We start from the raw sequence: 25,134 nt of genomic DNA on the forward strand, positions 1-25,134 counted from the left end.
CTCTCTAATACAATTCTTTCCATTCGGTTATGTCGTTTGTGGATGCATCAAATTGACATTGGACGTCATAACGAAATTGCGCATTCGTCACACATGATATAGTGACAAACCAAACAACTTCACTACCTCTCTTTGCTGTATATGTCGCTTGACCGTACGAAAATGATACCGTTTTGCTTAATGATGACACGTTTTCCGGTGCATTTGCAAGCGTTTGTTTCATATGAGAAAGCGTCTGTTTCATCAAATAATCTGCTTCATACCACTTTTTTTCTTCTTCGAAAAACTGTATTTCTGTATTGTACAATGCGACAGAATAAAGAAAAAGAGCGCTGATCAATAATGCGCACATAATAGTAAATGGAAAAATAACACCTCGTTCATTCTCGATGTTAGCGAAAAATCGGAATAAACGCCTCATACGAATCCCCCTTATCTGTTAGCACGTGAATACGAATCCCCCCCTTCTCTTTTTCGTAACGTACATGCTGAATAAATTGAAGCATAATTTCATGACCTGTGGCGTTTACGCGGCGACGAATGAGAGTTCCATACTTTTCATACGTCACGCGTTCTCCTTTCCATTTATCGAATTGAATGGTCGTCCCATATATACGAACGTCTCTCGATTCCCTTACTTCCATTTTCGCTTGCTGAATAAAAACAAGCCATTCAAAGTAGTGAAACTTTCCGCGCTTTATCGTATGATTCGATGCTAAATGAAACAATGTGACCAATAAAGATAAAATAATAAAAAAAGCTGCTAGCGACATCAATACTTCAATTAACGTGAAACCTTTTTCTCTTTTCTTCATTGCAACAATGGCTCACATCTTTCTTTTGTTCGTTTCAACCTATCTTCCCAACGGATGCACCGTTCATTCGATCGCGTAAACAGCGAAAATGTATGGTTTTCCCGGACAATAGCTGTTTCATTGTCAACCTGTCCATTCATCATTGCCTCATATAAAATTTGATTCGCAATTGTTTCTACCTTTTTATTTTCTCGCTCTACCATAATAATTGTCCAATTAGCGACGATGATCGCGATCAAACCGCCCCATAAACTAAGTGAAACGAGCAGCTCAAAAAGTGTAAAACCGTTACAATTTTTGTGCATACAATCGTCCTTTCCCTAATTGAAAAACGATTTTATACTTTTTATTTCCGTATGCAACAAGCAATGTTCCCGCTTTATTGATATGACCATTCGGATAATACATTAGCGGCGGAGATAATGTAGCGAGTTGAAATTGAAAAGGGGATGGGAAGGAGCGAACGAGCAATTCCTTCCCAAACGTCCCTCCTTCTTTCACTTGATAGCGGCATGTGTCGAAATGAAATATGATCGTGACCGTCTTTTTCCGACTCATCGCATATTGTTGTGCATATAGCATGTCGTTGCTAAACTGTTCTAAAAAATATTGCAACTGCCGCTCGGCCATTGTTTGTTGAAGTGGTGGAACGATAAAAGCCATGATCGTTGTCACAATAAAAAGAACGATTAACATTTCGATTAACGTAAACCCTCGTTCATTCACTTTGTAAAACGTTCCCTTCACTCGTAATAACGATCGCTTTTCCATTTGGACAACGGTTGCTTTCGATATATTTACCATCTACTAACTGTTGCACTGTCGGAATTGAACCGTGTTCCATTTCGTATGCTTTCACTTGAGACTGAACCATCTTTATAAACGCGGAGCACCCTTTACTGTTAATCATACTGTTATGTTTTGTCACATTTGGGATCGTAATTAAAATTAAAATGGTAATAACCATTAGCACAATTAACATTTCGATTAACGTAAATCCTTTTTCATTGCGCATACATATCCCCCCTTATATGTGATTTAACAGTTGAAAAACAGGCCATAACATAGCCACATACATGAAGATGACAAAAATGCCGATACAACTGAGCAACAACGGTTGGATGATATACACGATTTTTTTTATACGATTTTCTAATTTTTGTAACGAAAATTGACTGTAATGAAACAATTCTTGAACTAATTCACCATTCGACTGACCGTGACGAATGACAACAGGAAGCTCCTTTTCGTAATACTTCCGCCGCTGAATGATTTCGTCCAGCTTTTCGCCTGCACATAGCTGTTGTTGAATTATTTTTGCTTCTTCTTTCAATAACGGGAGATGAGGTTGTTCCATAAAGATTTGCAGCGCCTCATAAATAGATAGCCCCCCTTTTAGTAAGTGACTTAATTGCAAAGAAAACACTTGTGTATGAAAAGAGACGATCCAAGAACGAACGAGCGGCAATTTCATAAACAAATCCATTTGTTTGTAAATCGGCCAAGAACGAATGAAAAGAAAGTAAAATGAAACGATAAAAAGAACGATTATAAGCATAGCTGAAAGTATACGTGGAAGCCATACAGCGGCAGCAAAAATGAAAGTAGAAAAGGGAGAACGAGCATGAAACGAAGAAAGAAGTTGAGAAAACTGCGGAGCTAATACTTGCTGAAATATAAGAAACATCACCACACAAAAGCCGAACAAAAACAACGGATAGCGCATTATACGCCTCACTTGTTCAACGTAACGCGCCCTCATGTGACCGATTTCCCCGGCTTCGATGAATCCTTGGGCAAGTTGTCCATGTTGTTCTGCAAAAAATAAATATCCTAAAAGATGATGATGGAATTTCATGCGAGCAAAAGCGGCGTGAATAGGCATCCCCCCTCGTAACGCATGTATGCAATCATCTACATCTCGTTGTTTGGCAACAGGTTGTTGAATTTGCAAAAACTCGATAGCTTGAGCAAGCGAATACCCTTTACTAAGCAATTTGCCAAGCTGAATAAAGAAAGTGCTTTGCTCTTGTAACGACCAATTACAACGTCGCTTCATCTAACAACCAACTTTCAATCATGCTTTCATGTAAAAAACCGAGCGCAATACCTTTTTTAATGACATCTTTCAATCGGGTATACATATATGTCGCCTTCTCTCCTCTCGCTGCTCGCATCGCTTTTGCTAGTTCGCTCCCATACAGCAGCTCATAAATGCCGACTCTCCGAACAGGGCGATATTGACGACAAAAAGGGGAACACTCTCCTTCACAAAATGGACATTTCAACTGTACGAGACGCTGCGCTGTCACTCCGACTAACGTTTGCGCCATTTCTTGAAACGGCACCCCAAACTCAAGAAGGCGATAAATCGCTCCAACAGCATCTTTTGTATGCATCGTTGTCAATACAAGATGTCCGGTTAACGAGGCTCGAACGGCAATTCGCGCGGTCTCCGCATCACGAATTTCGCCGACCATAATAACGTCAGGGTCGTGTCGAAGAATCGCTTTTAACCCTGCCGCGTACGTAATTCCTGCCTTTTCATTTACTTGCACTTGCAACATATCTTCCGCTCGCTTTTCCACAGGATCTTCAAGGGTAATGACGTTGCGCTGAAAATGATGGCGACATACGTTTAATAAACTATACAATGTCGTCGTTTTCCCTGATCCAGTAGGTCCTGTAAAAATAATTAATCCATGAGCATAGTTTAATAACGATAGCAACTTTTTCACTGTCGAAGGAAATAAAGCGAGCTGTTTGAGCGGAAGAAACGAGTGTAATGGAAGCAAGCGGATGACTAAGCTTTCGTCATAAATGGTGGGCAATGTCGATAAACGAAGATGTACAGTCGTGTGGGAGATATTCATTTCCATCGCTCCGCTTTGCGGACGACGGCGTTCCCCGATATCCATATCAGCGAGAAATTTAAAATGTGCCAGCAAGCGTTCACACGTTTGTTTGGACAACACGTTTTTCGTAACAAGCATCCCTCCTAACCGAAATTGCACGAGCACATCTTGTTTGCGCGGAACGATGTGAATGTCGGAAGCTTGAAGCATACAAGCTTCTTCAATAAGTCGATCAGCTAACTGTTCAATAGACAGCAACTCCATCCCCCTTTCCCATTTTCTCGTCCTCTTTATTCAACATATTTCGTCAAATTCCTTCTTGATTCGCAAAAAATTCAAAAAAATATTCACCCATATGCGGGTGAACGTCAAGACACACATACACGGCGATATTTTTTCGCCATGTTTTTTAATGCCGATGGATTGTAGCCAAAACGATCCGTTTGCCATCTGTTACAATCGGGCAGCGAAGCAAACGAGGCTCTTTCACAAGCAAGTCAACAACTTTCGATAATGGCCACTCTTCAACATTGTCAACGAGCTTTTTAAATGATTGACCGCGCGTTGCTAAAATTTCACCTAAACCTTCCGTTGTTAATGACAACAAATGCAATAGTTCTTTATATGTCGGTGTTTCCCGAAACAAATGACGCTCACGAAATTCAATATTGTTCGCACATAGCCACTTCTTTGTTTTTCGACACGATGTGCAGCTTGGGTACGTATATACAGTCAGCACGACAAACATCCATTTCCACCATTGTTATATATATTGTATAACTTTTGTATAACTTTCGTGTAGAAAATTGTTTTAAAACTTTGTGAACGTTAGGAAAAGATAAGAAGAAAGTTTTATATATACATTTTCATTGTAGAAATAGATGTATTATAATGTAAATAACCGAACATGTAGGAGTGAGACAAGATGGATCAAGTATTGAAAATTACAAGCGTCCTTGCCGATCCGACTCGTTACGAAATTTATCAGTATATCGCTAGAAAGCATCAAGAAGTTACCGTTCAAGAAATTGCAGATGCTTTCCATATTCATCCGAACGTTGCCCGTCTCCATTTAACTAAGCTCGAAGATGTCAATATGCTTGTATCTGAAACAAGGAAAACAGGAAAAGGCGGAAGACCGAGTCGACTATATCGCCTATCCGATGATGTCATCCAACTTCATTTTCCGTTTCGTGATTATCAGTTATTATCGAAAATTGCTATTCAAGCGATGATGAAACTCGGGGAAGCGGGGAAACACGCACTGTATGAAACAGGAAAGTTATTCGGACAAGAGCTTGTACAACAACACGTCCAATCGATGCAAACGCTTGACCAATTAAGCGTTCAAGAGAAAATGACCATTTTACAAAAAGCAGCAGAAGCAGCAGGGTTTTATCCAACGTTCCATTATAGTGAAAGTCAAGGAAAAATTTATTTTGAAATTTTCAACTGTCCGTTTAAAGAGTTAGCGTTCACACATCCTGATTCCGTCTGCTATATGCATAACGCGTTTTTAAAGGGAATGTTAGAAGTATTGTTCACAAATGCTGAGCTGATCACAGAAGACATTATGCCATCTGGCTGCAATTCATGTACGTATCAAGCCGTTCTTAAAAAATAGAACGTTTACACAACCATTTGAAGTACATTATAATAAGTAAGGGAAACGGTCAGAGAAGGAGGGATACATATATGGATCGTATGTTCCGCGTCTTATCATTTTGGACAGGTATTTTCGCTGTCATGTTTTATCTTGGCCATATGTATACAACGTCATTATTGTTCCTCGGCCAAACTGGATTCTTTCTTTTGTTAAGCTACTTAAAATTAACAGAAAGAATGTACATTTATATTTTCGGCGCGTATTTAACAGTCTTTTTCGCCGGATTTACGTATTGGACGACATTTATGATGGTTCCAGGCGTGGGCGAATAAAAAAAGCGATGAGGCACACTCATCGCTTTTTATGTCAAAATGGGGATATTCATTTTCTTCTGTTGAACCATCACTTGAAACGCGCTCCCGATGTCGCTCATCACTAACGAACGAATCGCACGGTTATACCGACTTTTCTCTGAAAATGGATCCGGATCATCATGATCGATCAATTGATTAAAAATGCCTGCCTTTAATAAAAACTCATCTTGGCGCCATAAATGCGTAAATGTCCAACCAACTTGTTCTCCGTAAAACCGCAAAGCATCCCACTGAACATGCGTCGTTATATCCATGTCTCCTGGATAGCGAAGTGGGTCGTTGATGAGCTGATGGTGATAATACCCTCGTAAACTTCCTTGTCTCCTTAAAGGATGTTTCCACTCCTCATCTGTATACCCGTAATCAACCGTAAAAATGATCGCTCGTTCGATCGCATCATTTAACTGAAAAATAAACGTTTTCATCGCTAATGGAACTTCAAAACGCTGTCCATCGACAAGATCGATGTTTCGTTCGGCTAAATATTGAGCAATTTCTTCATTTTCAAGCGGGGCGTATTGTTCAACAAGCTTATCGCCTTCTACCGCCACAAAACATTCATATATTTGTCCATTTCGCTTCTCAACGACGTGAACAGGAAACGCATCAAACAATTCGTTACTAAACACAATCCCGGAAAAAGAAGACGGCAGCTCTGTTAGATTGGAAACGATATGTACGTGATCGGCGAATGAAGCGAGCATTTCTACTTGTTTTTCGCAATGATACGGACTCGCCTCTACAATCGTATAACGACCGTTAGAAAACGTTTTAGGCGACTGGCGCTGCCATTGATCTAACACCGCATAAGCGAATCGTCCTGTTCCTCCACCTATTTCGCATACATGTGGCGGAACGTCATACGTTTCTATCAAACGAATAAACAAATTGGCAAATACATGTCCGATGACATTCGCTACGTTGCTCGTCGTAATAAAATCTCCTGCACGACCAATTTTTTCTCTTTTTTTCATGTAATATCCGTACTGTTCATCATACAATACGAGTTCCATATATTGTGCATAAGATAAACGTTTATGCTTCATTTTTTCTAACATTTTTATTCGCACCCTTTTTCACTATTGACATAGTGTTAAATTTGTTATATTGTTAATTTAGTAGCTTAACTATATCCCCTCCCATTATAGGAATAAAACATCCCCCAAATCCCTTCTTTGTACAGAGAAGGGATTTTTTTCTTAAAATCTATTTAAAAATGGATTTGTATCCATCTCCGCTCCAATTGTTGTTTCTGGACCATGTCCGCACAACACAACTGTTTCTTCTGGAAGAACAAGAAGATGACGGTGAATACTTTGTAACAATTGTTCATAATCTCCTCCAGGTAAATCTGTGCGACCAATACTTCCTAAAAACAGCACATCTCCAGATACGACTGCATGAGCTTTTTCCACATAATATGATACGCTTCCTGGCGAATGTCCCGGCGTTTCAAACACTTGAAGAGAAAAAGCACCAATTGTCAACGTTTGCTCTCCTTCAAGCAATACGTCCGCTTCGTTTACAGTAATTGCTTCTCTCATAAACAATAAGGAGCCGTTTTTCATCGGATCTGTTAACCAATGTTGCTCTTGCTTATGTACATATACAGGAATAGACCATCGCTTTCTTATGTCATCTACCGCTCCAATATGATCAAAATGAGCATGTGTAAGTAAAACAGCTAGAGGTGTCCAACCATTTGCAGTAATATACTCAATGAGTTTTTCCCCCTCGTCACCTGGATCAAAAACTAAGCATGTTTGATCTTCATGAACGAGCACATACGCATTCGTTTGTAACGGCCCTAATGGGATTCGGTTCCATTTCATTTTATTTCCTCACCTTTCTCCTATATTCTATTCTCATTGTACACGAACAATATACGTTTTGCACCTCGACAAACGTAACAAAAACGATTACAATGGAAAAGGAATAATCGGTGTACATAAGGAGGGGAAGTTATGCCGACAGGAGTTATTTTAGTCGTGATTTTCACATTAGTGACATTGCTTGCTGCTTACGGCACGATCCGTTCATTACGTGAGAAAAATTTCCTTGGTGTGCTGTTCGGAATCGGAACGGTTGCTGTATTTGGTTGGTTTACAATTATGACTGTCATTCATAACGGATATCCAGTTGCCAGTTAAAAAGACGCCAACATCTATTTGGCGTCTTTTTATGTTCGGGCAAGAGCAGTCACAAAAATGCCAATGCTATCATTGTAAATCGATTGGAACTGGGAAAATGGGAGCGGATTCACCCCCTCACCAAGCTCAATTGTATAACCGCGTCGTTTCCAATTGAAAATAAACCAATCACGATACCCGGCATGACTGTCAATATAACGAACAGGTGTATAACCGCTCCATTTCGCAAATTCATTTACTTCCTCTTCCGCTTCGAGTGGTTCGCATTGTTCATATCCCCAATAAATTTCTTTTCCTTGTGTATGAAATGCGAGCACCTTAAAAAAATCACGTTCTTTTGTCAACGTTGCTATCGCTTGTGCTTCTGGTTCGGTTAACGGAGAAAATCCAGGAAAATCACGCGGTGCGGGTGCTTTTGGAATTTTTCTTTCTTTCTCCACTTCCCATTTCGCAGGAAATTGATTGTTTAAATCAACCCCGCGAATATTAGCTTTCCATTGCGAAAAATCATCGTTTCCTTCGTTTATGTGCAACACTTCATCTTCGTAATGTTGTGCAGCCTTTTTTCCATGTAATACGAGATCAACTCCGTCTGGATTAACCATTGGGACGACTGATAATGTCGTCTTTTTATACAATTGTTGTACATCGTATCCGAAAAGGTGATTTTTATTCTTTAACGCTTGCACATAATCGTTTACAAATGCCATCACAACTGCTGAGGTAATCCATTCGTTCGCATGAAACGACGCATTCATATGCACATACGTTTCACCTTCACCAATTTGCAATTCAACAATCGGCTTGTTTAGCACACTTTGTCCGATCTCATGTACGCGCACGATCGAATGACTTCGCAATTCGTCGACATCCTTCATCAACATTGAAAAATCGTACATTGCCTTCCCCCCCCTCGCTTTATTGTATGAAATGAAAAATTGTCCATATGTATACGAAAAAAGCTAGCCCTTGTAATAGGGCTAGCTCATTGTCTATTTTCTTGCTGCCTATTGTAAAAACGCAACAAGTCGCCGTATACGATTTTGTCGGAGTACTCAAGTTCTTGACGCGCTTTTTCCATATACGGTTCGCAATGGGAAGCATCGATTTCCATTCCTGTTTTTTTATCATAACAAGTGTTTTTTGTATATACATAATCTTTTGTCACAAAGCTTCCATCACGAAGAACAACAAAGTCGAGCTTATCTTTTGAGAATAAGTCTGCACCAAAATGAATTTGATTGCTTGTATCAATGCCTAATAGATGGAGCAACGTTGGCTTCACATCAATTTGTCCAGACACTTTTGAAATCACTTTCGGTTGTTTGTCCGTCACACCTGGAATATGAATAATGAACGGAACACGTTGCAATTGAACTTGGTCAAACGGTGTAATTTCATCCTTACCTAAATATTGAGCCATGGCTCTATTATGATTTTCTGAGATACCATAATGATCTCCGTACATAATGATAATGGAATTTTCATACAACCCTTCTTCTTTTAGTCGCTCAATAAATACTTTGAGCGCCTCATCCATATATCGAACCGTTGGGAAATAGCGGTTTAACGTCCGGCTATTCGACGTGTACTCTGGAACCATCTTATCTTCTTCCCCTAGTTCAAATGGGAAGTGGTTCGTCAACGTAATAAACTTTGTATAAAAAGGCTGTGGCAACGTTTTTAAATGTTGCACAGATTGTTCAAAAAATGGAATATCTTTCAATCCCCAACCAACTGAATTTTCTTCCGTGATGTCATAGTCAGTCATCGAGAAAAAGCGATCGTATTTCATAGACTGATACATAACATCACGGTTCCAAAAGCTTTTATTGTTAGCATGGAAAACGGCCGAGTAATAGCCGTAGTTTTTCAATATTTCTGGCGTTGCGTTGTACTCATTTGTCGCATGCGTGAAAAACACCGCACCACGACCGAGCGGATATAATGAGTTTTCAATTAAAAACTCAGCATCAGATGTTTTTCCTTGCCCTGTTTGATGATAAAACTGATCAAAGTAATAGCTTTGTTTAATAAACTCGTTTAAAAACGGAGTAATTTCCTGCCCCTCCACCGTATTGTTGATGACAAAGCTTTGCAACGATTCCATCGAAACAATAATGACATTGCGACCTTTAGCAATGCCAAACAACTGTTCATTTGGCTCCTTTTCGTTTGCGTTAATATAGTTTTGAATATCTGCTAGTTCACTGCTATCTGCTAACGCGCGCTGGGCTTTTGAACGCGACTGCAAAATAATGTCGTACACATGGTAGTTATATATACCTAAGTTTTTAATTAACATTTCACGGTCGAACGTGCGCGTCAATAATTGTGGGCGTTCTGTTTCTGCTAATCCTAGATTGACAAAACCAAGCGCTAATGTAGTAACAAAGTATGCCAAGCAAAAGCGTTTTGTAGCCGGTACATAGTGAGTAAGTGATACTTTTTTACGAACCATCCAGCCAAGTAAAATGACATCCAAGAAAAAGAAAACATCAGAAAAACGCATTAACTCAAAAATACTGTTCCCTAAATCTCCCATGTTACTCGTTTGAAACAACACAGGGATAGTAATAAAGTCACTAAAAAAGCGATAAAACATGACGTTCGCGTACAAAATAAACGAGATAATAAAACTTGCTATAACAATGTAGCGATTTCGGCGTTTTTCGCTCATAAATAATGCAAAACCAAAAACAAACAATAAGAAAGTCAATGGGCTAATAAATAAAATGAACTCCTGCTTCCATGACTCAATTTTTATATCAAAGCTATTTTTATAGACTAAATACGTTTTTAACCATAAAAGCAATACCGCTAAAAGAACAAAACGGTAATTTTTCATACTCTCCCTCCTTCGATTCCTCATACATCCGATGCTTATTCTGAGCTGCACAGGGCATATACGTTTTTTTACATTTTTTTATCTATCTTAACCAAAGACAATATTAATACTTTCTTAACAAAAAAGCAACTGTTATATCAAACTATAAACAGTATAATGGACGGATGCTCTATTCACATATGACTTTTTTACACCTTTCCTTATAAAAATGCAAGACATTTTTAGCGACAAATTTTCGACAAAAAAGCAGACGATTATCTCGTCTGCTTTTACGCCATATTTGTTTTCACTAACCAAGCGCCACCTATCACCCCGGCATCGTTTCCAAGCGTTGCGATCACGATTTCGGCAGCTTCAGCTACACGAGGAAACGCAAATCGTTTGAAATGATGAGCAACCGCTTGCGCTAATACATCCCCTGCCTTCGATACGCCGCCACCAATAACAATTTTTTCAGGATTCAAGCCGTTCGCCAAATGGGCTAACGCTAAACCGAGATGAAATGTCACTTCATCAACAATTTGTTGCGCCAATGCATCATTTTCTTTCACTGCATCAAACACGTCCTTTGCCGTAACGGCTCCTGCTTCATTCCAAACATGACGCAAGCGGCTCGGCTCGTCCGTTTGTTGCAAGCGCTCTGTCGCAATACGGGCAATACCTGTTGCCGAAGCAATCGTCTCTAAACATCCTGTTTTCCCGCAGTTGCAAGGAGCCCCGCCTTCTGGAATCGAAGTGATATGGCCAATTTCACCGCCAGCACCATTTGTCCCATGAACGATTTGACCGTTTACGATAATGCCTCCACCAACACCGGTGCCAAGCGTGACAAGAATTAAGTTTTTCGCGCCATCGCCCGCTCCTTTCCACATTTCTCCGATTGCAGCAATGTTTGCATCATTATCAACAACGACAGGAAGCCCTGTTTCCACTTCCAAACGGTTTTTTAGAGGGAAGTTTTTCCACCCTAAGTTTACAGCTTCATAAATGTCTCCTGTCGCCATGTTGACCGGCCCTGGCGCACCAATTCCAATACCGATGAGGCGCTCTTTTGATTCATCTAGTTCGCGTAATTTTTCGTCGATCGCTTTCGCAATATGCGTCGTGATGTATTTTCCGTTTTCTGATTTATCGGTAGGTATTTCCCATTTACAAATGATTTCCCCATATATACTGACGAATGCTAATTTGACCGTCGTTCCACCTAAATCTACACCTACTAACCATTGTTCCATTGTTCCTTCATCCCTTTTTCTCTTTTTTCTCGTTCAATTTGTGCTTCGTGACGCAAAATAAGAAGTGCCATTTGATAATCTTTCACATCGATCAGTTGCGCCTGAAATAGCTCTTTTACTTCTTCTTCCATTAACTCTAAATCAGCGAGACGATCACCAACATAAATTATCGTCCCGTATGTTTTTAACAACTGTTGCACATCATATACAGATTTCATTTTTTTCACCTGTGTATAAGCGTTTTCAACCGACATATTTTAAATGTATAAAGAAAACGAACAGGCGTCAAGAACCGATCCGTGACTTTGCGGAATTTTTCACATTTTTACCGATCTGGATCTTTCGGATGCAGTACAGTCGGACGACGATTTTTTAATGGAATCGGGGAGCGTATGAGCACATCGCGCATTCCGCGATATGAAAACGGGATAAATGGCCATAAATATGGCACACCGAACGATTGCATGCGCGCAAGCATCACAAGCCATATCGTAATACCAACTACATATCCAACAACTCCAAATAACGCAGTGACGATGAGCAAAGCAAGACGAACGAGCCGATTAGCTAATCCGAGTTCATAACTTGGTGTCGCAAACGTTCCAATCGTCGCCATAGCAAAATATAAAATCACTTCGTTTGAAAATAAACCGACTTCTACTGCGATTCCCCCGATCATTAGCGCAGCAACGAGCCCAAGCGCCGTAGCTAAAGCAGATGGGGTATGGATAGCCGCCATGCGCAACATATCTAATCCAAACTCAATGAGCAATATTTGACCGAATAACGGAATATTCCCCTCACTTGACTTAGCGACAAATGATAATGCGGGTGGAACGAGCTCTGGATTTTTCATACACATGTACCAAAGTGGCAATAAAAAAATAGAAAGCCACACTGCAAGAAAGCGAACGAAGCGCAAATACGCGCCAACAATAGGTTTATTTCTATATTCCTCTGCGTGTTGTAAATGATGCCAAAATGTTGTCGGAGCAATTAAAACACTTGGAGAACCGTCGACAAAAATGAGAACATGCCCTTCGTATAAATGAGCAGCTGCCGTATCCGGCCGCTCTGTATAGCGAACGACAGGGTACGGATTAAGGTGTCTCCCTGAAATAAATTCCTCGACTGTTTTTTCCCCCATCGGCAAACCATCTGTATCAATTTTAGCTAATGATTGCTTCACTTCCTCGACAATAGCTGAGTCGGCAATATCTTCAATATAGCAAACGCATACATCCGTTTTGGAACGTCGCCCAATTTGCATATATTCCATCCGTAACGAACGATCGCGCACACGTCGTCTCGTTAGTGCCGTATTAAAAACAATCGTTTCTACATATCCGTCTCGTGCCCCCCGAACGACACGTTCCATATCCGGTTCTTGAGGGCCTCGTACAGGGTATGTACGAGCATCGATTAAAATGGCTTTGTTCATTCCGTCTACAAAGAGCGCTGTCGGGCCTGCAAGCACTCCATCAATAATCCGTTCAAAATCATCCGTTTGATCCAATTCCACATATGGAAGATGCGTTCTTAATAATTTATCTAATGGTTGTTCATCTAACACACCGTTCGGCAATTCGGACAACAATTTCATTAAATAATGGAGAATATCATCTTTAACAAACCCGTCAATCATAAATAACGCCATGTCTTTTCCTGCATAATGCACATCTAAATAAATGACGTCAAAGCTTTTCTCAACGCCAAGTTTTGTTTTCATATATGCTACGTTTTCCGAAAGACGCGAAGATACTCGTTTCATTGCAATCACCTACTTTACATTTACTACCACCCATCTTTGACATATCCATATTCGTTCATACATATTTCGTATAGCATGCACATACATTTTTACAAATGTAAGCTTGACCGGAGGAATGCGATGAAACGTCTATCATTACTATTTATCTTGTTGTTTGTATTTGTCATCATCGTTCAAATGTTTGAACGACCTGCGCGTGAAACGATTATGTTTTTCCCGATTGACCCGACCGTCCGCTTTACGAATGCTCAAACAAAATTATCACTACAGCCAAAAAAGAAAGAAACGCGTTATGTGATCGACTGGATTGTCACTTCATCACTTGATCGAACAGCCTACTTGCGCCAAGATATTTCCATGCTTTTCGCGAATGGACGATTAATAGCTACACAATCAAAATGGAAAGAAAAAGGGAAAAATCTTATTCAACAAAAACATGTTGAACAAAAAGGGAGTCGACTGTTTCAATCGATTTCGTATCATCAAGGAGAATTGCATAATGGCGATGATATTCGAAGCAGTCAAAAAATGAGCGGGGATTTGTTGTACGTCATTGACTCTTCATTCGCCCCACTTCAATCGTTTCGCAAACCGATAACAAGCGAACAAAAAACGTGGGCAAATACATTAAATAAACAAACGCAGACGATCGTCAACAAAGCCGCCAAACAGACGAATGACATCCTACAAACAGACGAATATTATCATCTATATTTGACCGAACTTGTTCAATATAACGAACAACCATTTATGGATTTAACAACAAATGAAACCGAAATAATGATAGGGAATTTATGGGAAGGATTATACAAAAATTATTTTTTAGGTATAAAAAAACAGAACGGTTCGATTGAATCACCAATCGGCAGCACCGTTCCGCTTATTTTAATAAAAAAAGATTACAGCAAGCTACTCATTATCACAGAAACAGTAGACGGGGAGCTCGTCGTGTTAAAGCAGCTGCTCGAGTTCACGCAATAGCTGTTTATATTGCCTGTCATCTGGCTGAAGCTGCAATGCACGTTCTACCGCTTGCTTTGCTTTTTCATATTTTTTTTCTTCCGCATACAATAACGCTAAATAGTAAAATGCCTCATGAAAATGCTCATTTTTTTCGACGGCATCATATAAATATTGTTTCGCCGCATCATAATCTTTTTGTTGAATACGAATGTACGCACGTAAAAAATCTGCTTTATATGCTTCCGCATCTTGCGGATGAATGAGTGCAAGCATTCGCTCGGCCTCTCCATACTCACGCTCGTCAATATATTGCTTTGACAAAGCAAGAACGAGCTGTGCTTCGTCCGCTGGTGGCCGATGAAAACCAATATATAAACATGCAGCAGTAACGATTGCGGTCAACAAAGCCGACAGCCACTGACTAAGACGAAGACGCTCTTTCGGAAGATGAACGATGCTAGCGGCTAAAAATCCGCCGATTAGACCACCAATATGACCAGCGTTATCAATATTTGGGACAATGAAACCAAATGCTAAATTGATTCCAATGATCGTTAGCACATTCATTCCGATTGTTCTAAAAAATAAATGTGGATGCACTTTTCCAAAATAAAGAAGGGCTCCAAAACATCCGAAAATCGCGCCAGACGCACCAGCAGATACTGATGGCGAAAACAAAAAACTAGCGAGTGAACCGGCAAAACCTGCAAATATATAAATGAGTAAAAAACGGAACGAGCCGTACAATTTCTCAACGAGCGGACCTAAGTAATACAGCGCAAACGTGTTCATAATTAAATGCAAAAAACCGACATGTAAAACGATTGGTGTAAAAAATCGCCACCATTCCCCTTGCAAAATAAGCGGGTTGAATTTTGCCCCATATTCAATAAGCGTCAACGTATTTGTACTTCCGCCGTTTAACTCTAAAATGAAAAACATAGCGATTTGCAACGCAATGAATACATATGTCCATCTTCCTTTTCCACGCTCAAACATGCGCCGTTCGTTTTCATACACTTGTTCAGCGAACGATAACACTTGTTTTTTAAATGATTGCAGTTCATCGTATAAAATTGGAGAATCGTCAGGTACATATACTTTCATCGATTGTTGGAACCGGGCAGAAAGTTCGTGCAAAATCGAATACATATTGCCTGCATGCATGACGAATGTTTCCATATGCACTCGATCATTTATTAACGGATGCTGCACATGTAATTCCCAATCGTCGACTGGCGGATACATCATCACATATATGTTAATGACATGAAGCTGGCGACGAAACTGTTTCCTCCTCCATTCATCGACAGCAACAAGCGCACGTTGCATATCGCGCTTTAACGATATGCTCCAATCGATGTCGGTGCGAACGAGGCGAACGAGAGGCGCTTTTCGCTCGCGCGTAGACTGTAGCCAAGCTTCCCCTTCGTCAGACGACAAATAGACGATTTCATGATCTGCCTTTAAAAGTTGGAATATCATTTGCCAGTATACAAAATCAGAGCGAATGCTCAACCTTCCCTCTCCCTTCGCTATCATACCCCTCTTTTACCATACTCTTTTACAAAGCGCAACTATTTGTACTTTTGTAAAAATAATGTGGGCATAAGGCGATGGCGAATGAACGGAATAGACATCCCCCATTGCACAAGCCGCTTTCGAACAGATTCCTGTTTCAATACTTCATTCAGTAATCGATAGCGAAACCGATAAAGAACTAGTACAGCAAGTAAGGTGACAAGCCGTGTTCTTCCATTCAATATGATCAACCTCCTCATTTTTACCGTTCCCTTTTCGAAACGAAATTATAAAAAAGGTTGCCTCATGATGAGACAACCTATTGTAAGCCAACACGCTTCATAACATCCTTTAATACAGTTGCTGAATGAGTAAATTTTTCCTTTTCTGTCTCATTCAATTGCAATTCGACAACTTCGCGAATGCCGTTGCGATTGACGATCGCAGGTACACCAATGTATATATCGCTTTGTCCGTATTGGCCTTCTAAATAAGCGGATACGGTAAGAATGCTATTTTCATTTTGTAAAATCGCTTTTGTCAAACGAACAAGACCCATAGCAATTCCATAATATGTCGCACCTTTTCGCTCAATAATTTGATATGCTGCATCACGTACATTCACAAAAATTTGATCCAAATCTTCTTGTTTATATTCAGATTTCTCCTTCATCATATCAGCGATTGGACGACATCCGATAAACGCATGGCTCCAAACCGGCAACTCTGTATCTCCATGCTCACCAATAATATAAGCATGCACATTGCGTGTATCGACATGAAAATATTCACCTAATAAATAACGGAAGCGAGCTGTATCTAAAATTGTACCTGAACCGATAACGCGCTCTTTTGGTAAACCTGAAAATTTCCATGTAGCGTATGTTAAAATATCAACAGGGTTTGTCGCAACGAGAAAAATGCCATTAAATCCACTCGCCATTACTTGATCAATAATATTTTTGAAAATTTTCGTATTTTTCTCCACCAGATCTAGTCGTGTTTCCCCTGGTTTTTGATTTGCTCCAGCTGTTAACACAACGAGATCTGCATCTTTGCAGTCTTCATAATTCCCAAACCAAATTTTCGTTGGCGACGGAGCAAACGGCATGCCGTGGTTCAAATCCATCGCGTCTCCTTCTGATTTTTCCTTATTAATATCGATAAGTACTAGTTCTTCTGTTACCCCTTGGTTTAACAGCGCAAACGCATAACTTGAACCGACAAAACCTGTCCCAACTAAAACAACACGATTTACTTTATTGAACATTGTTCTTCCACCCTTCATATATGTGATTTTACAATATGTGCGTTGTTTACCTGTCCTACACTTACATTGTACACTGTTTCACAAAGTTTATGGGTCATAAATTATTAACATTTTGTTAATTTTTTCACCTGTATGATATAAATACAATCACTCTGTTTTGTTATTCGTTTTCACAAACGATAATTCCTTCATTCGTAATGACAATTTGAACAGGAATGTCATGTGTTTCGATCGGTAGGGTAGAAACAATTTGGCAGTCGTACGCAAGAGAAAAAGTGTCATTAGGAAAGTCTACTAAATATCGGTCGTAATATCCTCCCCCGTAGCCAAGCCGATACCCTCGGCGAACGAAAGCGAGCCCCGGCACGAATAACAATTGTATATCGTGCTTTTGTACTTCTTTCGTTTTTTCCACAATCGGTTCATATAAATCAAAAAAAGAGCGTTCGGTTTGTTGAAACGAATGAATTTCTCGAAATACCATTTGTTTCGTCTGTACATCACATTTTGGGATCGCAACTCTTTTTCCCTCTTGCCATGCCCGTTCAATAATGGCCATTGTATCCACTTCGGTTTGCCGCGATATCGTTATGCCAATTACATGTGCTTTTTTCCAACTATGTTGCTGAAATAATATGTCGTGAATGATTGTTTCTTTTTTCTTACGCTCTTCTTTTGTCATATGTAAAATACGTTGTTTTATCTGTTGTCGCAATAATTTCTTATCCATTATCCTTCCCCCTCTTTCATAAAAAAATAAGCAACAGGAGAAAGTTCCTGCTGCTTACTTTGTTTCACGATGAAGCGTTGCTTTTTTGTCTCGCGGGCAATATTTTTTCAATTCAAGACGCTCTGTATTGTTGCGCTTGTTTTTTGTTGAAATATAGTTGCGTTCGCCGCATTCTGTGCATGCTAACGTAATATTTACACGCATCGTTCTTTCCCTCCAAACAAAAGTATTGTAATCACACCCTTCCATCATATCATTTTTTTAAAACAAATTCCATATGAATTTTATACGTTTTGATATTGCCGAATTTTCTTTATATAGTATTTCGTATATTCTTTTGCCTTTTGAGCATTTGCCGCTTGTGAATAAATGGTCAACGTTGGTTCGTCAAGCTTCGGTAAAATTAACGTCCACGCCCCGTCTTCGTGATATACTTTCATTCCATCTGTAAAATCAACTTGTTTGTCGCTTTCATCTTCTAACAACTTACGCATCACAGCAGCACGCTCGTTCCACGGACAGTAAACGTGACGACAAGATAAATGGATTGTCGGAATAGACGACACAATGGCACGAAGGGAACAACGTTCAATCGCTAACAAATGTAACAGTTGTATGCACGCGTATAATCCGTCCAAATAAAAATGAAACGGTTCATGATGAGCAAGAAGCAAGTCTCGTCTCGTATCTTTGACATAAATCATTTCGCCATGCAAACGTTCCGCTAGCGTATGCAAAACGGACGGCGCCCAAGAAGGAACTGCTACTTTTTTCGTTTCACTAAACAAAAGAGATACTAATACATGTAAAGAGATAGCTTCTTCATTCGTCAAAACGACCCCTCGTCCGTCAAAAATGCGAAAACGTTCCCCAAAATGATGAAATACAATCGCGAAATGAGCTTGTGTCTTTTCTACTTCATTTTTCATATATTCGTCATTCCCATTTGCTGTCCAAATCACTTCGATTGGAAACGACTGAAGCGTACGTTCAATCACTTTTCGTAATAAAGGAGAACTGCATACAACGACTTTCAATGGCTCTAATGAAGAAAAGGACATCGATTGTTGCAATGTGCGAACGTACGTGTAATCGTCCTCTTTTTGTTTCATTGATTGACCAATTTGCCCTGTTGGCACGTAACTCATTTCCTCATATCCCATTTTCTGTTCAATCGCTTGCTCCACTTTTCGATCGACCGGATATCCATATTCATCATGTATATCGATGATTACTTCGTCATGTTCATTGATTGTGATAAATATGCCTCCATCATAGCCTTTATCAGCAATAATGTAACGAAAAGCTGGTAAATACGCTCCATCATATACGTTTGTATCTAGCCCATGCATGTGCAAACATTGGGCAAATAACATGCTGATCGTTTCAGAAAGCGGATGGTCATCAAAACCGATTAATATACAGCTTCCCCTTTGATATAAGTTGCTATATGCTGATGCCAGCTGCACAATAAGTGACGGTTGCGCATCAGCCGCTCGTATTTTCATTCCCTGCTCACTAAACGATGTTTTCATCTGTCTTTCTTTCCATACAATCGATTCCTTTACTCTCGTTTTCTCAGCAATCGTTTTATTTGGCCAAATTTTTGCTAAAGGCTGCACCTTTACCTTGTTTTCTAATTTACATTTTGTTCCAATTACTGCATAATCAAATATTTCATTTTTTTTGCCGATGTACACATCGTTCGCTACGATCGCCCCACGCAATTCACTATGTTGATCGATATACACGTCCGGCCAAACGATAGAGCGCTTTAGTGATGCATGCTTCCCAATGAATGAACCAGCACCAATGACTGTATAAGGGCCAATCGCCGCATGTTGATCAATACATACATCATCCCCAATGACAATCGGTCCTTCCAACTTTACCTGTTGCGCAATGTCGACCCGCTCCCCGACCCATACAGCAGGAGCAATTTCTCTATAATGCGGGGGAATAAAACGATGAGCCATAAAGTCCATGTGTGTTTGATGGTATTGTTCAATGACACCAATATCCGTCCAATATCCATCCGCTTGCCATCCGTATATCGGATATCCGTTTTGAATGAGATATGGAAAAATATGTTGACTAAAATCATAAGGTGGATGCTCTGGCATATGATCGAAAATAGCTGGATGGCAAATGTAAATGCCTGTGTTAACTAAATCACTACATACTTCATTCCATTTTGGTTTTTCTACGAAATGAATCATTTTTCCGTGTCGATCTGTCACAATTCCACCGTATGAAAGAGGAATGGCTTCGTGGTGCATAAGAACAGTAGCTATTGCTTGTTTGGAGAAATGAAAATCTAGTGCTGGCTGTAAATCAATCGTTGTGATTGTATCCGCGCTAATTACAACGAACGTATCATCTAAAAAAGATTGTGCGTGTTTCACACTTCCTGCCGTTCCAAGTGGTACGTCATCTTCAAAATAATGAAGACGCACACCGAGCCGCCGCCCGTCACCAAAATAGCGAACGATTTCGTCACTTAAATATTGAACAGTTACAGCAATATTTGTAATTCCATATCGTTTTAACCATTCAATACTATACTCCATCACGGGTTTGTTCATAACAGGTACAAGCGGTTTCGGAACATGACAAGTTAAAGGACGTAACCGCGTTCCTCTTCCCCCCGCCATAATGACTGCTTTCACAACATATCCCCCCTAAGTGAAAGCACACTTTTTTCCATTCTATCATAGTAACAATATTTGGACAATATATGAAATTTGTCGACTTTACACGAAAATGATGCATGATAGCTATATTCCTATGTATAATAAAGTGGGGTGAAAAACATGATCGAATACACATTTATTGGACTTGTTTCTTTTGCTGTTTTACTGTTGCTTATTTCCTTTTTTCAAAAAGACCGCGTAAAAGAAGTAGAAGAACAAGTAGAGCAGCTAACGTTGTCAACGATGCAGCAATTGTATGAAATAAAGAAACGTGTCAAAGCGATCGAAGAGGAATTGCTCGTCGGAATCGAGCCATTTTCCAATGAAGAACAAATATGGCGCTTATATAAGCAAGGATGGACAAAGGAACAAATCGCCCACAAAGTACATATGCCGATTGATGAAGTGAGCTTAACGATCGCGAGGAATGAACGATGAGAAACATAACTCGTGCATTTTCGGCTGGCATATTGTTCGCTACAACGATATTAGCTATCGTGTACCACGTTTATTACATGGGCGATACACATGTAACGAAACAACAATATGAACTAGTGATCGCTGAACGAAATAAACTAGCTGATGAGCTAGAAAAACTAAAAAAAGAAAAGAAAAACACGACACTTCCGCGAAAAGAAACGTACGTTTATACGTTAACGATCGAAAAAGGGGAAGCAAGCCGAGATATCGCTAAACGTCTCGAGCAAGCTCGCATCATTGATGACGCACAATCATTTTTAACATACCTTGATACGCACCAGTTGACGCGCGCTGTTCGCCCGGGAACATATATCGTTACGAGCGATATGTCTCATGAACAAATTGCACGACAAATAACAAAATAAGGATGTCCACGCACGTGCGAGGACATCCTTTTCATTTAGTCATTTAAATCGTAATGTTTCCCTTTTACTAAATAAAAGACGTTTTCAGCAATATTTGTAGCATGGTCAGCAATGCGCTCAATGTAGCGAGCGGTAAAAGATAGTTGGGTAATTTGTGACATAGCATCTGGATGAGCTTTTGTTCGCTCAAGCAGTTCACGAATCGTTTCTCCATATAAGCGGTCGACTTCATCGTCCATATCTGCCACTTTTTTAGCAGCAACAACATCTTCTTCATAGTACGCTTTTAACGTTAATGAAAGCATATTCACTGCTATATTATGCATTTTTTCTAACTTATTTAACGAAATCACAAACGGCTGTTCACCAATTCGAATCGCAGATTTTGCAATGTTGACAGCAAAATCCGCCATTCTTTCAACGTCCGTTGCAATTTTAATCGCAACAATAATGCGGCGCAAATCGATCGCAACAGGTTGTTGTTTTGCAATTAGTAAAATCGCAAAATCGTTAATTTCTTCATCAAGCAAATCGATTTTTGCATCATTTTCAAGCACTTGTAGCGCTAAATCGTTATTTTTCGTTTTCAATGCTTCAAATGATTGTGTTAATGCAATTTCTGCTAAACTTCCGAGCTGCAACAGTTGATCGCGCAACGCTTGTAAATCATCATCAAACTTCTCACGTACAGCCATTGAACCACACTCCCCCTTTTTGTATTTTGAAAAAATCGTGCGAGTACGCTCGCACGATTTTTTTATCCAAATCGGCCTGTAATATAATCTTCTGTTCGTTTGTCGTCTGGATTTGAGAACAACTTATCTGTATCGTTATACTCGACGACTTCACCGTTTAAGAAAAAGGCGGTTTTGTCGGAAATACGCGCAGCTTGTTGCATATTATGTGTAACGATAATAATGCTGTAGTTTTTCTTTAGCTCTTGCACAAGCTCTTCTACTTTCAATGTTGAAATTGGGTCAAGCGCAGACGTTGGTTCGTCCATTAAAATGACATCTGGCTCAATCGCTAAACAGCGAGCAATACATAAACGTTGTTGTTGTCCACCTGACAATCCGTACGCATTCGTGTGCAAACGGTCTTTCACTTCATCCCAAATTGCCGCGCCACGCAAACTTCTTTCGACAATCTCATCTAAAATTTTCTTATCGCGAATGCCGTGAATACGTGGTCCATATGCTACGTTATCATAAATCGATTTCGGAAACGGGTTTGGCTTTTGGAATACCATTCCCACTTGCGTACGCAATTCTTCGACGCGGTACGATTTATCGAAAATGTTACGCCCACGATACGTAATCTCACCAGACGTACGCACGTTTGGTACAAGTTCGATCATTCGGTTTAACGTCTTAATGTATGTCGACTTTCCACAACCCGATGGACCGATAATAGCTGTTACTTCATTTTCGTAAATATCTAAGTCAATATTTTTTAGCGCATGATGTTCTCCATACCATAAATTTAAATTTTTCGTGCGATACACAACGTTTTTTTCACTTCGTTCTTCCGCTTGCTTATTTTTACGTTCTTTCACAACTGTTAATTCCATGGATAAGTTCCCCTTTCAACGCGCAATTAATAACGTTTTTGAAACTTGTTGCGAATGAAAATGGCAATCGAGTTCATAAAGATGAGCACAACGAGCAACACGACAATTCCGGCAGCTGCGACGTTTTGGAAGTCAGCTTGTGGACGCGACGTCCAGTTATAAATCTGCATCGGCATGACAGTAAATGTATCGAGAATGCCCTGTGGCAAGTACGCCAAAAATGTCGGAATACCTAAAACAACGAGCGGCGCAGTTTCACCAATTGCACGAGATAAAGCTAAAATGCTCCCCGTTAAAATGCCAGGGATAGCCGCTGGAAGAACGATGCGATAAATCGTCTGCCATTTCGTTGCCCCCATACCATACGATGCTTCGCGCAATTGATTCGGCACAGCGCGAATAGCTTCTTGCGCTGCAACGACAATGACAGGAAGAACGAGCAAACTCATCGTCAAACCTGCTGCTAAAATGCTGCGCCCTAAATTCAACTCGCGAACGAAAATCGTCAAACCAAGCAAACCGAATACGATCGATGGAACACCTGCTAAGTTAGAAATGTTCGTTTGAATAAAATCAGTAAACCGACTTTTCTTTGCATACTCCTCTAAGTAAATCGCTGTTCCAACCCCGAGAATAAGGGAAACAGGAGCAACGATCACCATCAACCAGAGTGAACCGACCAACCCCGCTTTTATCCCTGCGTTTTCCGGTCGACGAGACGGGAAATTATTTAAAAAGTCAACATTTAGCCAGCCAATTGCTTGAGTGAATATCCGATATAGAAGGACGACGAGAACAATGAGTCCGAATAATGTAGCTAAGAAAAATAAAAACTTCAACACATTGTTGCGCAACAAACGACCGTCCATATATTGAACGACACGTTGTTTGTCAATTAATTTTTCCATGATTAGTACTCCTCCCTAAAGCGACGAGAAATGTATTGCGCAAGTAAGTTCATAGCTAATGTAAACACGAATAACGTCATACCAACAGCGTAAATGCTGTAATATACTGTCGTTCCATAGCCCGCATCTCCTGTAGTCACCTGTACAATATAAGCTGTGAGCGTTTGAATTGATTTTGTTACGTCAAATGTAAGCACCGGAGAAGAACCACCTGCTACAGCTACAATCATCGTCTCACCGACAGCACGAGAAATGGCAAGCATAAACGATGCGACAATACCTGACGTCGCTGCAGGAAGGACGACTTTTAAAGCAACTTCTAACTTCGTTGAACCGAGGCCAAGCGCTCCTTCACGAATGGAGTTTGGCACAGAACTCATCGCATCTTCAGATAAGGAAGCAACCATCGGAATAATCATAATACCCATGACAATACCGGGGCTTAACGCGTTAAAAATCCCTAAATTAGGAATAACTTTTTGTAAAAGTGGTGTAACAAACGTTAATGCGAAAAATCCATATACGATTGTCGGGATTCCCGCCAATACTTCTAATATCGGCTTCAATACTTTCCGTGCTTTTTCAGACGCATACTCACTCAAGTAAATCGCTGAAGCTAAACCGATCGGAATCGCTACAAGCATTGCAATTGCTGTCGTTAAAAGCGTTCCTGTCACGAGCGGAGCAATACCGAACGATCCGGTTTTTTCATCCCATGGAAGCCACTCTTTACTTGTTAAAAACTCTACAATAGATACTCGTTCAAAGAAAATAAATGTTTCAAACAATAACGTAAATAAAATGCCGATCGTCGTTAAAACAGAAATGGTTGCTGTCAACAATAGCAATTTTGGCATTAACCATTCAATAAACTGCTGTCCGTTTTGTTTTTTCTTATTCTCTTTAATCATTTTACGGACAGAATATGAACGATTCCCATCTGTCATCGCCATAATGTGAAAACCCCTTTCCAAATTCAT

The 25,134-nt window shown here is 40.0% G+C and carries 29 protein-coding genes and 2 pseudogenes; 6 read left to right on the top strand and 25 right to left on the bottom strand.

The window, feature by feature from the left end; all coding sequences use genetic code 11:
• Positions 1-4 precede the first annotated feature (4 nt).
• The 8 genes and pseudogenes from comGG to BM213_RS02720 all read right to left on the bottom strand — a co-directional run bounded on the left by comGG (position 5) and on the right by BM213_RS02720 (position 4,409).
• Positions 5-421, bottom strand: coding sequence for a competence type IV pilus minor pilin ComGG (gene comGG / locus BM213_RS02685; RefSeq protein ID WP_091700613.1), 417 nt, complete (start codon positions 419-421; stop codon positions 5-7).
• Positions 393-815, bottom strand: a complete 423-nt coding sequence (gene comGF / locus BM213_RS02690) for a competence type IV pilus minor pilin ComGF (protein WP_091700615.1) — start codon at positions 813-815, stop codon at positions 393-395. Before comGF ends, comGG begins: the two co-directional genes overlap by 29 nt.
• On the bottom strand, positions 812-1,120 hold the full coding sequence (comGE, locus tag BM213_RS02695; RefSeq protein WP_091700617.1) for a competence type IV pilus minor pilin ComGE: 309 nt from the start codon (positions 1,118-1,120) through the stop codon (positions 812-814). Before comGE ends, comGF begins: the two co-directional genes overlap by 4 nt.
• Positions 1,104-1,541 carry a competence type IV pilus minor pilin ComGD gene (comGD, locus tag BM213_RS02700; protein WP_091700619.1) on the bottom strand — a complete coding sequence of 146 codons (438 nt, stop codon included), beginning with the start codon at positions 1,539-1,541 and terminating at the stop codon, positions 1,104-1,106. Before comGD ends, comGE begins: the two co-directional genes overlap by 17 nt.
• Positions 1,534-1,830 carry a competence type IV pilus major pilin ComGC gene (gene comGC, locus BM213_RS02705; RefSeq protein ID WP_091700621.1) on the bottom strand — a complete coding sequence of 99 codons (297 nt, stop codon included), beginning with the start codon at positions 1,828-1,830 and terminating at the stop codon, positions 1,534-1,536. The genes comGD and comGC overlap by 8 nt, the downstream gene beginning before the upstream one ends.
• A 12-nt stretch (positions 1,831-1,842) precedes the next feature.
• Positions 1,843-2,874, bottom strand: coding sequence for a competence type IV pilus assembly protein ComGB (gene comGB, locus BM213_RS02710; RefSeq protein ID WP_091700622.1), 1,032 nt, complete (start codon positions 2,872-2,874; stop codon positions 1,843-1,845).
• Positions 2,858-3,928 carry a competence type IV pilus ATPase ComGA gene (gene comGA / locus BM213_RS02715; RefSeq protein ID WP_091700704.1) on the bottom strand — a complete coding sequence of 357 codons (1,071 nt, stop codon included), beginning with the start codon at positions 3,926-3,928 and terminating at the stop codon, positions 2,858-2,860. Before comGA ends, comGB begins: the two co-directional genes overlap by 17 nt.
• Positions 3,929-4,038: 110 nt before the next feature.
• Positions 4,039-4,409, bottom strand: a pseudogene (locus BM213_RS02720) (Spx/MgsR family RNA polymerase-binding regulatory protein).
• A 186-nt stretch (positions 4,410-4,595) separates the two neighbouring features.
• On the opposite strand from BM213_RS02720, the gene BM213_RS02725 reads away from it, so the two are divergent.
• Both BM213_RS02725 and BM213_RS02730 read left to right on the top strand, forming a co-directional pair.
• On the top strand, positions 4,596-5,294 hold the full coding sequence (locus BM213_RS02725) for a helix-turn-helix transcriptional regulator (protein WP_091700624.1): 699 nt from the start codon (positions 4,596-4,598) through the stop codon (positions 5,292-5,294).
• Between the two features lie 71 nt (positions 5,295-5,365).
• Positions 5,366-5,608 carry a DUF2626 domain-containing protein gene (locus BM213_RS02730; protein ID WP_091700626.1) on the top strand — a complete coding sequence of 81 codons (243 nt, stop codon included), beginning with the start codon at positions 5,366-5,368 and terminating at the stop codon, positions 5,606-5,608.
• 29 nt (positions 5,609-5,637) lie between these two features.
• Here BM213_RS02730 and BM213_RS02735 read toward each other — a convergent pair whose 3' ends face one another.
• Together BM213_RS02735 and BM213_RS02740 are read right to left on the bottom strand one after the other, a co-directional pair.
• Complete coding sequence (locus tag BM213_RS02735) at positions 5,638-6,708, bottom strand: class I SAM-dependent methyltransferase (protein WP_091700628.1); 1,071 nt, start codon at positions 6,706-6,708, stop codon at positions 5,638-5,640.
• A 141-nt stretch (positions 6,709-6,849) separates the two neighbouring features.
• On the bottom strand, positions 6,850-7,482 hold the full coding sequence (locus BM213_RS02740) for an MBL fold metallo-hydrolase (RefSeq protein ID WP_091700630.1): 633 nt from the start codon (positions 7,480-7,482) through the stop codon (positions 6,850-6,852).
• A 132-nt stretch (positions 7,483-7,614) separates the two neighbouring features.
• Here BM213_RS02740 and BM213_RS02745 point away from each other — a divergent pair, with 132 nt between their 5' ends.
• Positions 7,615-7,800 carry a DUF2759 domain-containing protein gene (locus tag BM213_RS02745; protein ID WP_091700632.1) on the top strand — a complete coding sequence of 62 codons (186 nt, stop codon included), beginning with the start codon at positions 7,615-7,617 and terminating at the stop codon, positions 7,798-7,800.
• Between the two features lie 29 nt (positions 7,801-7,829).
• On the opposite strand, the pseudogene BM213_RS02750 reads toward BM213_RS02745, so the two are convergent.
• From BM213_RS02750 to BM213_RS02770, 5 genes and pseudogenes are all read right to left on the bottom strand, one after another.
• Positions 7,830-8,746: pseudogene (locus BM213_RS02750) on the bottom strand (M14 family metallopeptidase).
• Positions 8,747-8,785: 39 nt separating this feature from the next.
• A complete protein-coding gene (locus BM213_RS02755; protein ID WP_091700636.1) occupies positions 8,786-10,648 on the bottom strand; it encodes an LTA synthase family protein in 1,863 nt (620 codons plus the stop codon).
• Positions 10,649-10,917: 269 nt separating this feature from the next.
• Positions 10,918-11,883 carry an ROK family glucokinase gene (locus BM213_RS02760; protein ID WP_091700638.1) on the bottom strand — a complete coding sequence of 322 codons (966 nt, stop codon included), beginning with the start codon at positions 11,881-11,883 and terminating at the stop codon, positions 10,918-10,920.
• The gene (locus BM213_RS02765) at positions 11,868-12,101 is read right to left on the bottom strand and encodes a YqgQ family protein (protein ID WP_003394015.1); all 234 of its coding nucleotides are present in this window, start codon (positions 12,099-12,101) and stop codon (positions 11,868-11,870) included. The genes BM213_RS02760 and BM213_RS02765 overlap by 16 nt, the downstream gene beginning before the upstream one ends.
• 107 nt (positions 12,102-12,208) lie before the next feature.
• Positions 12,209-13,654, bottom strand: a complete 1,446-nt coding sequence (locus BM213_RS02770; protein ID WP_167357358.1) for a spore germination protein — start codon at positions 13,652-13,654, stop codon at positions 12,209-12,211.
• 120 nt (positions 13,655-13,774) lie between these two features.
• On the opposite strand from BM213_RS02770, the gene BM213_RS02775 reads away from it, so the two are divergent.
• Entirely contained in the window at positions 13,775-14,635 is an 861-nt protein-coding gene (locus BM213_RS02775) for a hypothetical protein (protein WP_091700642.1), read from the top strand.
• On the opposite strand, the gene BM213_RS02780 is transcribed toward BM213_RS02775, so the two are convergent.
• From BM213_RS02780 to BM213_RS02805, 6 genes are all read right to left on the bottom strand, one after another.
• Positions 14,606-16,135 (bottom strand): rhomboid family intramembrane serine protease, encoded by a 1,530-nt coding sequence (locus tag BM213_RS02780; protein ID WP_244149164.1) that lies wholly within the window; start codon positions 16,133-16,135, stop codon positions 14,606-14,608. The genes BM213_RS02775 and BM213_RS02780 overlap by 30 nt on opposite strands.
• Before the next feature lie 59 nt (positions 16,136-16,194).
• The gene (locus tag BM213_RS02785; RefSeq protein WP_091700646.1) at positions 16,195-16,380 is read right to left on the bottom strand and encodes a hypothetical protein; all 186 of its coding nucleotides are present in this window, start codon (positions 16,378-16,380) and stop codon (positions 16,195-16,197) included.
• Positions 16,381-16,457: 77 nt separating this feature from the next.
• Positions 16,458-17,408, bottom strand: coding sequence for an L-lactate dehydrogenase (locus BM213_RS02790; RefSeq protein ID WP_091700648.1), 951 nt, complete (start codon positions 17,406-17,408; stop codon positions 16,458-16,460).
• 160 nt (positions 17,409-17,568) lie between these two features.
• Positions 17,569-18,138 (bottom strand): 5-formyltetrahydrofolate cyclo-ligase, encoded by a 570-nt coding sequence (locus BM213_RS02795; RefSeq protein ID WP_091700650.1) that lies wholly within the window; start codon positions 18,136-18,138, stop codon positions 17,569-17,571.
• Positions 18,139-18,192: 54 nt separating this feature from the next.
• Positions 18,193-18,342 carry a 50S ribosomal protein L33 gene (gene rpmG, locus BM213_RS02800; RefSeq protein WP_003394001.1) on the bottom strand — a complete coding sequence of 50 codons (150 nt, stop codon included), beginning with the start codon at positions 18,340-18,342 and terminating at the stop codon, positions 18,193-18,195.
• An 80-nt stretch (positions 18,343-18,422) separates the two neighbouring features.
• A complete protein-coding gene (locus BM213_RS02805; RefSeq protein WP_091700652.1) occupies positions 18,423-20,807 on the bottom strand; it encodes a sugar phosphate nucleotidyltransferase in 2,385 nt (794 codons plus the stop codon).
• 144 nt (positions 20,808-20,951) lie between these two features.
• Here BM213_RS02805 and BM213_RS02810 point away from each other — a divergent pair, with 144 nt between their 5' ends.
• Complete coding sequence (locus tag BM213_RS02810; RefSeq protein ID WP_244149165.1) at positions 20,952-21,269, top strand: hypothetical protein; 318 nt, start codon at positions 20,952-20,954, stop codon at positions 21,267-21,269.
• Entirely contained in the window at positions 21,266-21,676 is a 411-nt protein-coding gene (locus tag BM213_RS02815) for an endolytic transglycosylase MltG (protein WP_091700656.1), read from the top strand. The genes BM213_RS02810 and BM213_RS02815 overlap by 4 nt, the downstream gene beginning before the upstream one ends.
• Before the next feature lie 35 nt (positions 21,677-21,711).
• Here the strand turns inward: BM213_RS02815 and phoU are convergent, their stop codons facing one another.
• The 4 genes from phoU to pstC form a co-directional block, all read right to left on the bottom strand.
• Positions 21,712-22,371, bottom strand: coding sequence for a phosphate signaling complex protein PhoU (phoU, locus tag BM213_RS02820; RefSeq protein ID WP_003393989.1), 660 nt, complete (start codon positions 22,369-22,371; stop codon positions 21,712-21,714).
• A gap of 62 nt (positions 22,372-22,433) precedes the next feature.
• Positions 22,434-23,246 carry a phosphate ABC transporter ATP-binding protein PstB gene (gene pstB / locus BM213_RS02825; RefSeq protein ID WP_091700659.1) on the bottom strand — a complete coding sequence of 271 codons (813 nt, stop codon included), beginning with the start codon at positions 23,244-23,246 and terminating at the stop codon, positions 22,434-22,436.
• A 26-nt stretch (positions 23,247-23,272) separates the two neighbouring features.
• A complete protein-coding gene (gene pstA, locus BM213_RS02830; RefSeq protein WP_091700662.1) occupies positions 23,273-24,154 on the bottom strand; it encodes a phosphate ABC transporter permease PstA in 882 nt (293 codons plus the stop codon).
• A gap of 2 nt (positions 24,155-24,156) precedes the next feature.
• The gene (gene pstC / locus BM213_RS02835) at positions 24,157-25,107 is read right to left on the bottom strand and encodes a phosphate ABC transporter permease subunit PstC (protein ID WP_091700664.1); all 951 of its coding nucleotides are present in this window, start codon (positions 25,105-25,107) and stop codon (positions 24,157-24,159) included.
• Positions 25,108-25,134: the final 27 nt, after the last annotated feature.

The organism is Anoxybacillus pushchinoensis, assembly GCF_900111795.1.
Taxonomy (GTDB): domain Bacteria; phylum Bacillota; class Bacilli; order Bacillales; family Anoxybacillaceae; genus Anoxybacillus; species Anoxybacillus pushchinoensis.